Origin of the sequence: Sorangium sp. So ce119, from assembly GCF_051524405.1 — a bacterium.
Taxonomy (GTDB): Bacteria; Myxococcota_A; Polyangia; order Polyangiales; family Polyangiaceae; genus Sorangium; species Sorangium cellulosum_G.
In genome coordinates this window covers 6,372,235-6,387,200 of record NZ_CP150310.1, presented here as the reverse complement: position 1 = coordinate 6,387,200, position 14,966 = coordinate 6,372,235, and the positions used below count along the sequence as shown (strand labels likewise).

Genomic DNA, 14,966 nt, shown 5'->3' with positions numbered 1-14,966 from the left:
GGCCCGCCCGGCGGGCCCGGGATCAATCCGCCGGCGGGATGAAGAGGCCCGGGCACGGCTCGTCGCCGAAGACCCGCACGCCGAGCCGGTACATCGTGATCTTCGGGTTCGGCGCCCAGTTCCAGCTCAACCCGCCGTAGGAGCGGTCGTTCGACTGGTTGAACGCTTGCCAGCTCGACGCGTGGAACGCGACGCGGAACTGGTCGGTGGTGGACGACGGATCCACCGAGATCGAGGGGAGCTCCACGTCGAGGTAATGGGTCGCGCCCGCGCACCCTCCGCCGGGCACCTCATGAAAGCTCATCGTCGGCGTGCTCGAGCAACCCCAGCACTCGGCCGCGAGGGAGCCGGGCGGCTCCTGGGTGAAATAGTACCGTATGGTCGAACCCCAGAGGTACACGCTCTCGGTGCCGGTATTGCGCACCTGGATGCCCGGCGTCACCCAGTTCGGCTGCGGCGTGTGCTCGTCGTACAGCACCTCGAGCTGGCAGTCCGCCGGGCAAGAGGCCGTGTTCTCGCCGCTGCTGCAGATGCCGTCGCCGCAGGAGCAGTCGCCCGGGCACGAGGTCGGATTCTCGAGCGGGCCGCAGGCGCCGTCGCCGCAGGAGCACACGTCGGACACCGTCTTCTCGCACATGGCCTGGACCGCCTGGAAGGCATAGGTCGCGTCCTCGCCGCGGCAGGCGTTGTTGGCGCACGTGTTCGGGCGCGCGCAGCCGTCGTCCTCGTCCATCACGAAGTCCGCCGCGCCGCGGGACAGGACGCCCACGAGCTCGTGCGTGTCGAGATCGAACACGCCGGAGCCGGAGTTGCCCACGAACGTGTCCAGGTTGCTGACGAAGAACTCGAGATCCCCGTCGTTGCTGCGGACCGCGGCGCCGTCGGCCAGCTTGAGCGGCAGCCCGCGGGGGAAGCCGTGCACCACGAGCGGGGTGCCGACGGCCAGCGGCGCGCTCGACACGCGCACCGCGGCGGGCGTCCGCCCGACGACGGGCCGGTCGAGGCGCACGACCGTGTAGTCGGCGCCGCTCGGGTCCCGGTACCAGGTGATGAAATCCACGCAGCGATAGACGTCGTCGCTGGTGATCTGGCCGAGCTCGCCGGCCGGGGTCATCGCGTAATCGAAGACGAAGCGGCTGTCGCCGCAGTTGTTGATGCAATGCCCGGCCGTCAGCACCAGGTCCTCGTCGATCAGCGTGCCGCTGCAGTCGGCGAGCGCCGGCTGCGTGGCGAAGCGCTCGTCGGGGCACACGCCGTCGCGCTCGATCCACGTGGGCCCGGCGATCTGGATGTCGTTCGGGTCCGAGTCGTCGACGGCCGAGGCGGGGACCAGGGCCACGGTGAAGTCCCGCGCGCGCTGGGCCCACGTCGGATCCGAGTACGTGAACGGCTCTTCCCTGTCGTCGTCACCGTAGATGACCTCGGAGCGGATCTGGCCGGTGGTCTCGTCCTCGACGGGCACGGAGCACGCCGCGCCGGCCCCCGCGAAGATCAAGCCAGCGTGAACGAACAAACGGAATGTCTTCATGGCAAACTCCTGGTAGGCAATGCAAGGACGCTCGGGCCCGTCTCGCGCACGAATTCGACACCCGAAGAATGCTGACCTGCACAGGGCGCGTACGGCGCATCCGAGCAGGTCAGTCGGGGAGTCTATGGGGCCGCGCGTATCGCTCCAATGATCATGCGACATGGGCCTCATGCACACCGTGCATCGGATGAAGTCCGCCGACGCCCTCGAGCGGCCTCGACCGCAGCGCGGCGTGGCCTGCGCGAGCGCGCGGCGCTAGGCCCGTCGCGCGGCCGCCGCGGCGGCGCGAGGAGGGACGCCGATGCTCGTGCTGATCTCGATCGACCTGGAGGGGTGCGCGGGGGTGGTGCATGTCGACCAGACGCGCCGGGGCGGAGGCGACTACGAGCGCGCCCGGCGGTGGATGAGCCGCGAGGCGAACGCCGCCGCGCTCGGCGCTTTCGAGGCGGGGGCCACGCGGGTCGTCATCAACGACAGCCACGCGGACATGCGCAACCTCCTCTTCGAGGAGCTGGACCCCCGCGTCGAGGTGATCTCGGGCGCGTTGAAGCCGCTGTCGATGGTGCAGGGCCTGGACGCGGGGCAGCCCGTCGCCGCGTTCTTCGTCGGCTACCACGGCGGCGCGGGGCTGCGCGCCAGCGTGCTCGATCACACCTACCACGGCGCGGTCGTCGGCGAGATCCGCCTGCACCCCGCGAACAGCGCGGCGGACGACCCCGGGCTGTGGGTCGACGAGGCCGCCATCAACGCGCTCGTCGTGGGGGAGGCGGGGGTCCCGGTGGCGCTGGTCACGGGGGACGAGGCCGTGACCGCGCTCGCGCGCGAGCGGTTCCAGGGCGTGACGACCGTGGCGGTGAAGGCGTCGATCACGCGCTACAGCGCGCGGTCGATCCACCCCGACGAGGCGTGCCGGCGCATCCGCGCCGCGGCGAGCGAGGCGCTGCGCGGGCTCGCGCGCGTCGCGCCGTACACGCTCCCGCTGCCGATCGGCGTGACGCTCTCGCTGCTCACGACCGCGTACGCCGACGCCGCGGAGCTCGTGCCCGGGGTCGCCCGCCTGGACGCGCGCCGCGTGCGCTACGTCGCCCCGAGCGCGCGCGAGGTGCTCCGCGCCGTCCTCGCGATCACGAAGATCGCCGGCACCGTGGTGGTCTGACGGCGCGGCGCCCAGGAGGCGCGGCGCTGACGCGGACGCCACGGCATGATCGAAATCGAGACTTGCGGGAATGTATCTCTGCCACCCTTGCGACGTTGATGAGACCCCGTGAGCGATGCGCGTACTTGTGCACCGCATCACTGTCTTTTGCCGCATGCACGGGACGTCCATGTGATCTGAGGACTGCAGACCGAGACGGAAGTCGGCCCGTTTTCGGCTAGGATGGGCCCCATGATGAAGCAACGAACGACCCTGGCTTTCTGGCTGGCTCTCGCGCTCGTGAACGGCGCCTGTGGCGACGATGGCTCCTCCTCCAGCAGCGGCGATTCCTCGCAGGGCTCGGCGAGCTCCGGTACGGGTGTGCAGCCGGGGAGCAGCAGCTCCTCGGGCGGTGGAGGTTCACCGGCGGGCGGGACGAGTGGCACGAGCACAGGGACTGGAACGGAGGCGGGCACGACCGGGAGCGGCGGCGCGCCGCCGGCCGGCACGGGAGGCGGCGGAGGCGACGAGCCGCCGGTGTGCAACGCGACCGCGGCGCCCGACGTCGGGAAGCTCGCGCTCGCGCCGGTGGTCACCGGCGTCGACAGGCTGGTCTACGCTGCCCAGCCGAAGGGGTCGAGCGACTGGTACCTCGTGCAGCAGACGGGCAAGATCCGCGTGTTCACGGGCGGCGCGCTGCGCGAGGACAACTTCCTCGACGTGAGCAGCCAGATCCAGCTCAGCACGGGCGCCTTCGACGACGAGCGCGGACTCCTCAGCATCGCGTTCCCGCCCGACTACGCGACGAGCGGGAAGTTCTACATCGCCATGACGCCGACCACCGGCTCCAACATGAACCGCGATGTGGTGCTCGAGTACCAGCGCTCGGCGGGCAATCCTTACGTGGCGAGCGAGACGCCCACGAAGACGATCCTGCGGCTCGACGCCTCGGCGGTCAACCACAACGGCGGCCACGTCATGTTCGGGCCCGACGGCATGCTCTACGTCGGCACGGGCGACGGAGGCGGGAGCTGCAACAGCGACAAGCCCGGAGGATCGCAGGACATCAACTCGCTGTTCGGGAAGCTCCTGCGGCTCGATCCGAACGCGCCCGAGCCGTACGCGGCCGCCGGCAACCCCTTCGACGGCGGCGCCGCGCGGGTGTGGCATTACGGGCTGCGCAATCCGTATCGGTTCAGCTTCGATCGGCTGACCAAGGATCTCTACATCGGCGACGTCGGCCAGGATAGCTATGAAGAGGTCGACTTCGTCCCTGCCGGCGTGAGCGGGCTCAACTTCGGCTGGGCGGCCTTCGAGGGCAACCATGCGAATACCTGCAACGGGCGCACCCTGCGCGAGGGCACGACGGACACGAAGCCGATCGTCGACATCGACAGGCGCCGCTCCGCGACAGGGCCGTTCCGCGATTACGTGTCGGTGATCGGCGGCTACGTGTACCGGGGCGCCGCGCTGCCCCAGCTCCGGGGCGTGTACCTGTTCGGCGACTACACCGGAGAGCGCATGGGCGCGATCATGCAGTGCGACACGCAGACGTCGCCGATCACGCAGATCCTCAAGAACCGCGATCCGAACACGCCGAACGCTCCCGCGTTCGCGCGCCAGGGCGGCCTGCCGACGTTCGAGGACCTCACCGCGATCGTCGAGGACAACGACGGCGAGCTCTACTTCGTCGCGAACCGCGACAGCCTGGTGAAGATCGTCCCTGAGATGTGAACGGCTGCCCGGCGCTGGCCGCGGACGTGCGGCCAGCGCCGGGCGGTTTTATCCGCTCTCTTCGGGAGGGCGCGTCAGGGCCCGGGCGGCGGGTAGCTGGCCTCGGTCATGCCCTGGATCCAGCGCACGACCGCCTGCACGCCCGCTTCGTCGACCTTGTGAGTCCCGATGCGCGGCATCTGCCCCTCGAAGCCGCGCAGCTCCTGGCGGGCGACGAGCAGGCTGCGGGCCGGGTCGCCCGGGCGGATATCGTACCAGTAGCTGGGATCGGTGTTCTCGAGCCCCTCGTACTTGGCGTTGTCGGCAGGGCGCCTGTTGATGCCGGTCGTGACGGCGTCGGTCGTCGCCACGCTGCCGAGGTCGGCGGCCTCGAGCCGCAGGTAAAGGCCCGTGTCCCGCGCCGGCGCGTCCACGCTGTCGTTGTGGCAGCTCACGCCGCAGTTCGCGTGCATGTAGCCGAGCGCCAGGCGCTCCACCTCGTCGCCCGGGATCGACAGGGCGAGGTTGCTCCCGCCGTCGACCAGCCCGGCCTCGACCAGCTTCTCGCGCGTGAGCCCCTCGGCGCCCGGGCCGAGCATCAGCGCGTCCCAGCCGAGGACATAGTCGCCGCGCCCGGAGTGGCACTCCTTGCACTGATCGCGCGTCGGCACCGTGTGGCCGGTGCCGTACAGATCGACGACCCCCGTCTCGTTCTGCATCTGGATGGCCTCGCGCCCGTCCTCGGACCACACATAGCTCGTGTAGAGCCAGCCGTCCGGCGTCTTGCGCAGCAGGCGCGTCTCCGCGAGGCGCATCGCGCCGTCAGCGCCCTGCACCTGGAACTCCTTCCAGAACTGCGTCCCCTCCGGGTACACGAAGGCGTCGGGATCGCTCGCGTCCACCTTCTGGCCCGCCGGGATCGACACCCAGCGACGCTTCGCGGCGCCGTCGCTCCAGAGCTCGATCGCCGGCTTGTACTCGAGGACACCGCACGCGGGCTCGCGCCGGTCGAAGTCCCCGTAGAGGCCCGTACAGCGCAGGTCGGCCGGCAGCGCGCCGTCGGGCGGCGCATCGCAGTTCACGCCGGTGGGCATCACGAACTCGGCGCAGCCCGGGCCGCCACCTGAGCCGTCCACCTGCGTACCGCCTCCGCCATCACCCGCGGTGGCGCCCCCGCCGGAGCCCGTGCCGGCGTCGGACGGCCCCTCGCCATTGCCAGGATCACATGCGGCCGTAAATAGCAGCGCAAACAAGAACGTTCCTTTTCCCACAGCGCGAGTCAGCATGCGCGCGATTCTGCCACAGAACGGCGCGCTCGGCGCCGCTCCTGGCGATCTCGCCGAACAAAATGGTCTGGCCGGCCGGGGTGGATCTCCGAAGGAATCTTTTGCTCGAGCTGAATGACGGGCGGCCACATGAGCCAGCGAGTCGGCCGCGGTGAGCCGCGGTGACACGAGTCCGACAGACGCTGGCGCCTCGTCCGGCCCTCGCGCGGGGCCTGTACAGCGGCCGTCTCCCGACGTTAGCCTGGGCGCGGGCGCAGCGGATCGCGATGCCAGGCAGGCGGCGCCCGGGCGGCCAGCGAGGGAAGCGATGGAACTGACGGTGGTTGACGAGGGAGGCGTGCAGTTCGTGGAAGGCGCGCCGGATCAGGGGCTCATGGCGAGCGTTCACGACGTCGATCGCGTGCTCGAGGCATGTTTCTCGGGCGGCGTGAGCGGCGCCCTCCTCCATGCGCCGAACCTGACGGCGGCCTTCTTCGATCTCAGCTCGGGAGAGGCCGGGGCGATCCTGCAGAAGCTAAGGAACTACTGGATCCGGCTCGCCGTGGTGTGCCCGCCCGGCAGCGTCAGCCCCAGCAGTCGGTTCGGGGAGCTGGTGGCCGAGGAGCGCCGCGGCAAGCACTTCGGGGTGTTCGAGGCGCGCCACGACGCGGTCGAATGGCTCCGCCGCACGTCGGACACAGAGCCGGTCTGACCCTCGGGCGGCAGTGAGGGCGCGCCGCGGCCGCGCGTCGGCGGGCCGCTCTCGACCCGATCCGTGGTGATCCGGGGCCCCTGGCGGGAACGGCGGGCGACAGGGACGCGCCTCGTCGATCGTCGGTTGCCCTCCTTCGTGCATCAGCGAGCACTTGCGTTCAGGACGCATTTCGTGGGAAGCTGTGTTGTCTACCTTAGCGCCGGGGCCTACGTAGGGGGCAGGCCGAGAGGATCATCCTCCCGGCTGGAGCGCCGGTGTGTGCCTCGTTCGCGCGACGAACCGGGAGGCAGCCGCGATGAATTTCCCTGTCAATGTGTTGGCCCCAGAGCTGCGTGCGAATCCGTACCCTTATTTCGCCGAGATGCGGCGCGTGAGCCCGGTTTGCCAGGTCGAGCCAGGCGGGATGTGGGCAGTCACTCGGTACGAGGACGTGCTCTTCGTGATGAAGAACCCCGCGCTCTTCTCGTCCGAGGGCTTCAAGGTGGCGTGGCAGCCGCCCTGGGTGGGATACAACCCGTTCGCCAACTCGCTGCTCGCCATGGACCCGCCGTCGCACACGCGGCTGCGCGGCCTGATCCACCGCGCGTTCGGGGCCGCCACCGTGGCCCGCGTCGAGCCGCGCCTCCGCGCCGTCGCCGCCGATCTCACGAACCGGCTCGTGGAGGAGACCGATTTCGTGGAGGCCTTCGCGCACCCGCTGCCGGCTCATGCCATCGGTGAGATCCTCGGGCTCGATCACGCCCTTCACGCCCATTTCAAGCGGTGGGCCGACGAGTTCGTCGCGATCACGCCCGAGATCCCGAGCCCGGAGGACGCCGCGCGCGTGCGGACGACCATCGCGGAGCTGACAGGATACCTCATGGAGGTCATCGAGAAGCGGCGCCGCGCGCCCGTGGACGACACGGTGAGCGATCTCGTCCGCGCCGAGCTCGACGGACAGCGGCTGACGGACGCCGAGATCGTCGCGTTCCTCGTCACGCTCCTGATCGGCGGACTGGAGACCACGACGCACCTGCTCGGCAATTCGCTCCTGTTCCTCGCCGACCACCCGGACATGATGGATCGGCTGCACGCCGAGCCCGGCCTGACAGCCCTGTTCGTCGAGGAGATGCTCCGCTATGACGGCCCGGTCCAGACGCTCCCGCGCATCGCCACCGCGGACGTCGCGCTGTCCGGGGTGACCATCCCGCGCGGAGCGCTGGTGCTCCCGATCGTGGCCTCCGCCAACCGGGACGAGGCGAAGTTCAAGGATCCGGATCGGTTCGACCTGCACCGCGGCTCGCAGGGCGGGCTCAACTTCGGGCACGGTATCCACTTCTGCATCGGCGCGGCGCTGGCCCGCATGGAAGCCAGGGTGGCGCTGGACGCGGTGATCGCGCGGTTCGGGCGCGTCGAGCGCGTGCCGGGAGAGATCCGTTATAACCGCACGCTCACGATCCGCGGACCGATCGCCCTGCCGCTCCGGTTCACCTCGCGGCGGTGAGCGCGGCGCGCCGAGCTGACCACGGTCTCGGCGGCGCGGCCCGTACGAGGGTCCTCCGGGAGCAGCCGGGAGGAGCCAGGATGATGTAGATCGATGTATTCGACGATGATGCTCGCCTCCACCTGGGCGCGCGCCGCTCAGCCTGTTTGCTGTCACGCCCCGGGCGCGCGCCGCGCCGACGCACGTCCGTCGCTTCGTCGACATCCTTTATGAGCGCGTGCGCCAGCACCCACGATTGCTGGGCGCCGCCGCGTGAGGCGCCGGTCGATACAACCGATGTTCAATGGTTGCAACGAACTCATCAAGGCTCCGGAGCTCACCCGAGGCGCGGCGACGCTGGGTGCCCGCCGGACCGGGGCTGTGGTACAAGCAGGCGTCGCATGGCGAGGCAGCAGGGGGGGCATCTCGGCGCGGTCGAGGAGCGGAGATCGGCATGAGCCGGGCCGAGGCGGCGGGCGCCGGGAGCGGGCTGGATCCGGCCGGCGCCGCGCTGTCGGGCGGCGGGGAGATGGGGGCGCTCATCCGCTCGATCGACTGGTCGCGGTCGGCGCTCGGCCCCGTCGAGGCGTGGCCCCAGTCGCTGCGCACCGCGCTGTCCATCCTGCTCTCGTCCGAGCACCCGATGTTCCTGTGGTGGGGCCGGGAGCTGATCCAGTTCTACAACGACGGCTACCGCCCGATCCTGGGCTCCAGGAAGCACCCGGCCGCCATGGGGCAGGCGGGGCGCGTGTGCTGGAAGGAGATCTGGGACGTCATCGAGCCGATGATCGAGAAGGTCTTCTCGGGAGGGGCCACGTACATCCGCGATGGCCTGCTCATCCTCGATCGGAATGGCTTCCTGGAAGAGTGCTACTTCAACTACGGATATAGCCCCATCCGGGACGAGAGGGGCGCTGTCGCGGGCGTCTTCGTCGCGTGCTCCGAGAGCACCGGGCACATCCTCGGAAAGCGGCGGCTGCAGCTGCTCGGGGAGCTCGGGGCGCGGGCGGCCGACGCCAAGAACGTCGACGACGCCTGCCGCGTGATGATGGAGACCGTCGCGCAGGCCGGGCGCGATCTGCCGTTCGCCCTGCTCTACGTCGTCGACCAGGACGGCGCGCGGGCGTCCCTCGCCGCGAGCGCCGGGCTCGAGCCGGGCCACGCCGCGGCGCCGGCGGCGGTGAGCCTCGAGCCGGCGGAGGGCGCGGTGTGGCCGCTCCACCGCGCGCTGCGCGAGGAGGTCGACGTGGACCTGTCGGAGCTGCCAGCGCGCGCCCTCCCGCTGCCTGGCGGGCCGTGGCCGGACGCCGCGCGCCGGGCCGTGGTGCTGCCGCTCCACCGCGCCGGCGGCGGGGGGCCGGCCGGGTTGCTCGTCGCGGGCGCCAGCCCCCGGCTGGTGCTGGACGACGACTACCGCGGCTTCCTGCGGCTCGTCGCCGCGCACAGCGCGACGGCCCTCCAGAACGCCCGCGCCAGCGAGGAGGAGAAGCGCAGGCTCCTCGCGCTCGCCGAGCTCGACCGCGCCAAGACCGCGTTCTTCAGCAACGTCAGCCACGAGTTCCGCACGCCGCTGACGCTGATCCTCGGGCCCATGGACGACAGCCTCCGCGACGCGGAGCAGCCCTTGCCCCCGCGGCAGCGCGAGCGGCTCGCGATCGTCCACCGCAACAGCCTGCGGCTCCTCCGGCTGGTCAACACGCTGCTCGACTTCTCGCGCATCGAGGCGGGCCGCATCCGGGCCTGCTACCAGCCCACCGAGCTCGGCGCGTTCACCGCGGACCTGGCGAGCTCGTTCCGCTCGCTCCTCGAGCGGGCCGGCCTCTCCCTCTCGGTCGATTGCCCGCCGCTCCCCGAGCCCGCCTACGTCGACCGGGAGCTCTGGGAGAAGATCGTGCTCAACCTGGTCTCGAACGCCTTCAAGTTCACCTTCGCGGGCGGCGTCCGGGTCTGCGTCGAGGCGGTCGGCGGATCGGCCGTCCTGTCGGTCGCGGACACGGGCACCGGCATCCCGGAGGCGGAGCTGCCGCACCTGTTCGAGCGGTTCCACCGCGTCGAGGGGGCCAGGGGCCGGAGCTACGAGGGCAGCGGCATCGGCCTGGCCCTGGTGCAGGAGCTGGCGAAGCTCCACGGCGGCAGCGTGGCCGTGGAGAGCCGCGTCGGCGAGGGGAGCCGCTTCTCGGTCTCCATCCCGCTCGGGAAGGCGCACCTGCCCGAGGACCACGTCGAGGCGGCCGCGTCACCCGTCGAGGCGGCCGAGGCGACCGCGTCGCCGGTCGAGGCGGGGGGCGGCGCGGCGCCCTTCCTCGACGAGGCCGCGCAGTGGCTCCGCGGCGCGGAGGCGCGGTCTGCGCCGCCGCCGGCGGGCGCGATGTCGGCGGCGGGGGAGGGGCCGCGCATGCGGCTGCCAGGGCACCTCCTCGTGGCGGACGACAACGCGGACATGCGCGAGTACGTGCGGCGGCTGCTCGTCGCGGAGGGGTGGACGGTGGAGGCCGTGGCCGACGGCCTGGCCGCGCTGGAGAGCGCGCGCGCCCGCGCCCCGGACCTCGTGCTCACCGACGTGATGATGCCCCGGCTCGACGGCTTCGGGCTGCTGAGGGCGCTGCGCGCCGACGAGCGCACCCGCGGCGTGGCCGTGATGATGCTGTCCGCGCGCGCGGGCGAGGAGGAGCGCGTCGACAGCCTCGAGGCCGGCGCGGACGACTTCCTCGTGAAGCCGTTCTCCGCGAAGGAGCTCCTCGCGCGGGTCCGCATCCACGTGGAGCTCGCGCGGCGCCGGCGCGAGGCCGACGGGCAGCGCCAGTACATGAACGACCTGTTCATGCAGGCGCCGGGGCCGATCGCGATCCTGCGCGGGCCGGATCTCGTCTTCGAGGTGGTCAATCCGCTCTACCAGCAGGTCGTCGGCGGGCGCGCGCTCGTGGGCAAGCCGATCCGGGTCGCCCTGCCCGAGCTCGAGGGCCAGCGTGTCTGGGAGCTCCTGGACAGCGTGATGCGCACCGGCGAGCCCGTCGTCGGGAAGGAGTTCCTCGTGCGGCTCGACCGCCAGGGCACCGGCGCGGCGGAGGAGGTGTTCTTCAACTTCGTGTACCAGCCGATGCGCGACCGCGACGGGGCGATCGAGGGCGTCTTCGTGTTCGCCTTCGAGGTGACCGAGCAGGTGATCGCCCGCCGGCGCGTGGAGGCGCTCGTGGAGGCGCTGAAGCTCGCCGACCAGCGCAAGGACGAGTTCCTCGCGATGCTCGCGCACGAGCTCCGCAACCCGATGGCCTCGATCAGCCTGTCGCTGTCGCTGCTCGACGACGAGGAGGGCCAGGGGCCGGGGTCGGCGCGCTACCGGGAGATCGCGCGGCGGCAGATGGGCCACCTCGTGCGGCTGGTGGACGATCTGCTCGACGTGTCGCGCATCACGCGCGGCACGGTGGAGCTGCGCCTGGAGGACGTCGATCTCGCGGCGGTGGTGCAGAACGCCGTGGCCGCGGCGCAGCCGGCCGTGAAGGCGCGGCAGCACGCGCTCTCGGTCTCGGCGGGGGCGGGGGATTTCGGCATGCGCGCGGACGCCACGCGGCTGGAGCAGGTGGTGACGAACCTGCTGACGAACGCCGCGAAGTACACGCCGCCGGGGGGCGCGATCTCGGTGCGCCTCACGCGCGAGGCGGCGGGCGGCGCGCCGGAGGCCGTGCTGCGGGTGCGCGACACGGGGCGCGGCATCCCGGCGGCGATGCTGGAGCGGGTGTTCGAGCTGTTCACGCAGGTCGACCAGACCATCGACCGGAGCACGGGCGGGCTGGGGCTCGGGCTCACGCTGGTGCGGCGGCTCGTGGAGATGCACGGCGGCAGCGTGGTCGCGGCGAGCGACGGGCCGGGGCGCGGCAGCGAGTTCACGGTGCGCCTGCCGCTCGGCGCGGCCCCGGCGCCGCCCCTTGCGGCGCGGGACGAGCCGCCGCCCGCGCCTCGGAAGGAGCCGCCGCTCGCGGGGCGGGAGGCGCCGCGCGCGGAGGCGGCCGAGCGGCGCCGGGTGCTCGTCGTGGAGGACGCGGCGGACGTGCGCCGCATGCTGCGGGAGTTCCTCGAGGCCCTGGGGCACGAGGTGACGGTGGCGGCGGACGGGCTGGACGGCGTGGCGAAGCTGCTGGCGCTGCGGCCCGACGTGGCGTTCGTGGACGTCGGCCTGCCCGGCATCGACGGCCACGAGGTCGCCCGCCGCGCGCGGGCCGCGCCGGGCGGCGAGGCGCTCTACCTGGTGGCGCTCTCGGGCTACGGCGGAGCGGAGGATCAGGGCCGATCGAGGCGAGCCGGCTTCGACCTGCACCTGACGAAGCCCGTGACCGCCGCCACGCTGCAGCGGGTGCTCGCCGGGCCGCGAGGCGGCGTGAGGTAGAGCGGTGCTCGGAGCGTGAACATGCCCCTCCGCACCTGAGACATCCCCTCATGTTGCAGCCTTTTTCATCGGAGAAAATCAACAGGGAGGCGGGGAGGCGGGGAGTATTTGAGAATTTTTCCTGCCCGCCTCCCCGCCTCCCCGCCTCCCTGTGAATTTCTCCCATGAATCTGAGGGGACTCCTCGGCCTCTGGACCGCGCGAGGGCCCGCCGCCCGGCTCCGGGGAATCAGGCGCTGACGAACTGCCGCTCGACCAGCCGTCGATACAGCCCGTCCTGCGCGACGAGCGCCGCGTGGGCCCCGCTCTGCACGATCTGGCCGCCATCCATGACGAGCACGCGATCGGCGCCCATCACCGTCGAGAGCCGGTGGGCGATGATCAGCGTCGTGCGGCCCTTCATGAGCGTGTCGAGCGCCGCCTTCACGAGGTGCTCGCTCTCCGTGTCGAGCGCGCTCGTCGCCTCGTCGAGCACGAGCAGGCGAGGGTTCTTGAGCACGGCGCGGGCGATGGCCACGCGCTGCTTCTGCCCGCCGGAGAGCTGCACCCCGCGCTCGCCAACGAGCGTGCGATAGCCCCCCGGGAACCGCTGGATGAAATCGTGCGCGTTCGCCGCGCGCGCGGCCGCCTCGACCTCCTCGTCCGAGGCGCCCTCCCGGCCATAACGGATGTTGTCGGCGACGCTCGTGGCGAAGAGGATGGGCTCCTGCGCGACGATGCCGATCTGCCGGCGGAGCCAGCTCGGCGACAGCGCGCGGAGGTCGTGCCCGTCGAGGAGGATGCGCCCCTCGTCGGGATCGTAGAGCCGCAGGAGCAGCGAGGCGATCGTCGATTTGCCGGCGCCGGACGACCCGACCAGCGCGATGACCTCTCCGGGACGTACGGAGAGATCGATCCCCTTGAGGACAGGCACGTCCCTGCGCGCCGGATAGCTGAACTTGACCCGATCGAGCTCCAGCTTCCCCTGGACGCAGGGCGGCTCGAGGCCGCCCGAGAGCGGCATGGCCGGCGTCCGGTCGAGGAGATCGAAGACGCGCTCGGCGGCGCCGAGCGCCCTCATGAACGCGGCCCACAGGTCGCTCAGGCCGGCGAGCGAGAAGGCGACGAGGAGCGTGTAGACGAGGAAGGAGGTGAGCTTGCCGATCGTCATGCTCCCGGTGACGACGAGGTGGCCGCCGTACCAGAGCACGAGCCCCGTGGCCGCGTAGCCCGCGAACGTCACCAGCCCGGAGAACGCCCCCGAGGCGCGGACGCGGGTCCTGGCGCGATCGAAGGAGTCCGCCACCTGCCCGGCATAGCGCGCCACCTCCTGCTTCTCGGCGGCGAACGCGCGGACGGTGCGGATGCCCGAGAGCGCCTCCTCGGCGATCTCGCTGGAGCGCGCGAGCGAGTCCTGGACGGCGCGGGAGAGCTTGCGGACCTTGCGGCCATAGATCACGGCGCCCACCAGCACGGGGGGGACCACCGACAGCATCAGCAGCGTGAGCCGAGGGGACGTGTACACGAGGAACCCGAGGCCGCCGATGGCAGACGCGGTGAGCCGCAGCGCGACGGAGATGTCCACGCTGACGGCGTTCTGGAGGACGGTCGTGTCCGAGGCGAGCCGGCTCGTCAGCTCACCTGTCCTGTGATCATCGAAGAAGGCCATCTCCTGCCCGAGGACGTGCTCGAACAGGCGCGCGCGCAGCCGGGCGACGACGCGCTCGCCGGCGGTGGTGAAGAGGACGTACCGGAGCGCCACCGCGACGGCCTGGAGCGCGATGATGGGCACGAGCCAGAGCGCCATGCTGTCGATCGTCCCGGCGGCATTCCCGGGCCCGAGCGCGTCGTCGATGATCCGCTGGATCACCTGCGGAAGGAGGAGGCTCATTCCGCTGCCGATGGCCAGGAACAAGGTGCCGAGGGCGAGACTCCCGAGCTCGGGGCGGGCGAGGCGGAGGAGACGCAGGAGGTGTCCGGGGCTGCTCCGCCCCTCGTCTGAGCGCTGCATTGGCCTCCTTCAGCCTAGCAGGCGCCGCGCGATCGGGCGCGCGCCGCGGCGCCGGCGTGACACGCATGCACCCTGTCTGGTGCTACGCCGCTTTCGCTGTACATGGTTTGACCACCTCGCACGGTCGAGGCCGCTCTCGCTGGATATCTACTGACCACATGCTCGGTCGAGCCCGCCTGCGCTGGACAGCTGGTGACCACCGGAATGGGGTATCGAGCAGAGTCCCTGCGGGCTCAGCGTTGGGCGCGTGGCAGGGTGCTACAGATTGGCAATTTTGCCACCGCGTGCTTGGGGCATTTTGCCAGCTTCAATTACGCTGTGATGGATCCGATCTGTTTTGATGTGCAACCAATCTGATATAGCAGATATCGATGTTGGTTGTTGTGGTAATGTTTTGGTGGCGATGCAATCGCGGCGCGCGTTCCACCATCTCTGGCGGATCCGCGATGGCGCCGCGGTTTGGCCTCGCTCTTGCTGAACCCCTCCTCGACCAAAGGAGGTCAATTATGAAGAAGATCCTGTCGCTCCAGAAGCTTTCGACGAAGGGTACGACCACGGGCGGTGGCGGTGGCGGCGGTGGTGGCTCGCATGCCAGCCTGCTGCTCTGCGGGGACTCGTCGCTGAGCCTCACCAGCTGTAACTAGTCCTGCATAGAGGGCGATTGCAGCTACCGAAGTATGGAGCGAGCAGAGTCCTCTCCCGGGGGTAAGCCTTCGGGAGAGGACTCTGCTCCTCTGCTTTCTTGGTTCATGGTTCGAGACGCGTGGCCAGTGAGGGA

At 71.0% G+C, this 14,966-nt stretch carries 9 protein-coding genes; 6 read left to right on the top strand and 3 right to left on the bottom strand.

Annotated elements, in window-relative coordinates; all coding sequences use genetic code 11:
- Window positions 1-22: 22 nt before the first annotated feature.
- Complete coding sequence (locus tag WME76_RS24070) at window positions 23-1,528, bottom strand: trypsin-like peptidase domain-containing protein (RefSeq protein WP_437954623.1); 1,506 nt, start codon at window positions 1,526-1,528, stop codon at window positions 23-25.
- A gap of 301 nt (window positions 1,529-1,829) precedes the next feature.
- On the opposite strand from WME76_RS24070, the gene WME76_RS24065 reads away from it, so the two are divergent.
- Entirely contained in the window at window positions 1,830-2,684 is an 855-nt protein-coding gene (locus WME76_RS24065; protein ID WP_437954622.1) for a M55 family metallopeptidase, read from the top strand.
- Window positions 2,685-2,915: 231 nt separating this feature from the next.
- Window positions 2,916-4,397, top strand: coding sequence for a PQQ-dependent sugar dehydrogenase (locus WME76_RS24060; RefSeq protein ID WP_437954621.1), 1,482 nt, complete (start codon window positions 2,916-2,918; stop codon window positions 4,395-4,397).
- 74 nt (window positions 4,398-4,471) lie between these two features.
- On the opposite strand, the gene WME76_RS24055 is transcribed toward WME76_RS24060, so the two are convergent.
- Window positions 4,472-5,512: a hypothetical protein gene (locus tag WME76_RS24055; RefSeq protein WP_437954620.1), complete on the bottom strand. Its 1,041-nt coding sequence runs from the start codon at window positions 5,510-5,512 to the stop codon at window positions 4,472-4,474.
- A 469-nt stretch (window positions 5,513-5,981) separates the two neighbouring features.
- On the opposite strand from WME76_RS24055, the gene WME76_RS24050 reads away from it, so the two are divergent.
- The 3 genes from WME76_RS24050 to WME76_RS24040 all read left to right on the top strand — a co-directional run bounded on the left by WME76_RS24050 (window position 5,982) and on the right by WME76_RS24040 (window position 12,199).
- Complete coding sequence (locus WME76_RS24050; protein ID WP_437954619.1) at window positions 5,982-6,353, top strand: DUF4180 domain-containing protein; 372 nt, start codon at window positions 5,982-5,984, stop codon at window positions 6,351-6,353.
- A 406-nt stretch (window positions 6,354-6,759) separates the two neighbouring features.
- Window positions 6,760-7,839: a cytochrome P450 gene (locus WME76_RS24045; protein WP_437954618.1), complete on the top strand. Its 1,080-nt coding sequence runs from the start codon at window positions 6,760-6,762 to the stop codon at window positions 7,837-7,839.
- Between the two features lie 433 nt (window positions 7,840-8,272).
- Window positions 8,273-12,199: an ATP-binding protein gene (locus tag WME76_RS24040; protein WP_437954617.1), complete on the top strand. Its 3,927-nt coding sequence runs from the start codon at window positions 8,273-8,275 to the stop codon at window positions 12,197-12,199.
- 228 nt (window positions 12,200-12,427) lie between these two features.
- Here WME76_RS24040 and WME76_RS24035 read toward each other — a convergent pair whose 3' ends face one another.
- The gene (locus tag WME76_RS24035) at window positions 12,428-14,188 is read right to left on the bottom strand and encodes an ABC transporter ATP-binding protein (protein WP_437954616.1); all 1,761 of its coding nucleotides are present in this window, start codon (window positions 14,186-14,188) and stop codon (window positions 12,428-12,430) included.
- Window positions 14,189-14,694: 506 nt separating this feature from the next.
- Between WME76_RS24035 and WME76_RS24030 the strand changes: the two genes are divergently transcribed.
- Window positions 14,695-14,832: a SapB/AmfS family lanthipeptide gene (locus WME76_RS24030; protein ID WP_061614254.1), complete on the top strand. Its 138-nt coding sequence runs from the start codon at window positions 14,695-14,697 to the stop codon at window positions 14,830-14,832.
- Window positions 14,833-14,966 lie beyond the last annotated feature (134 nt).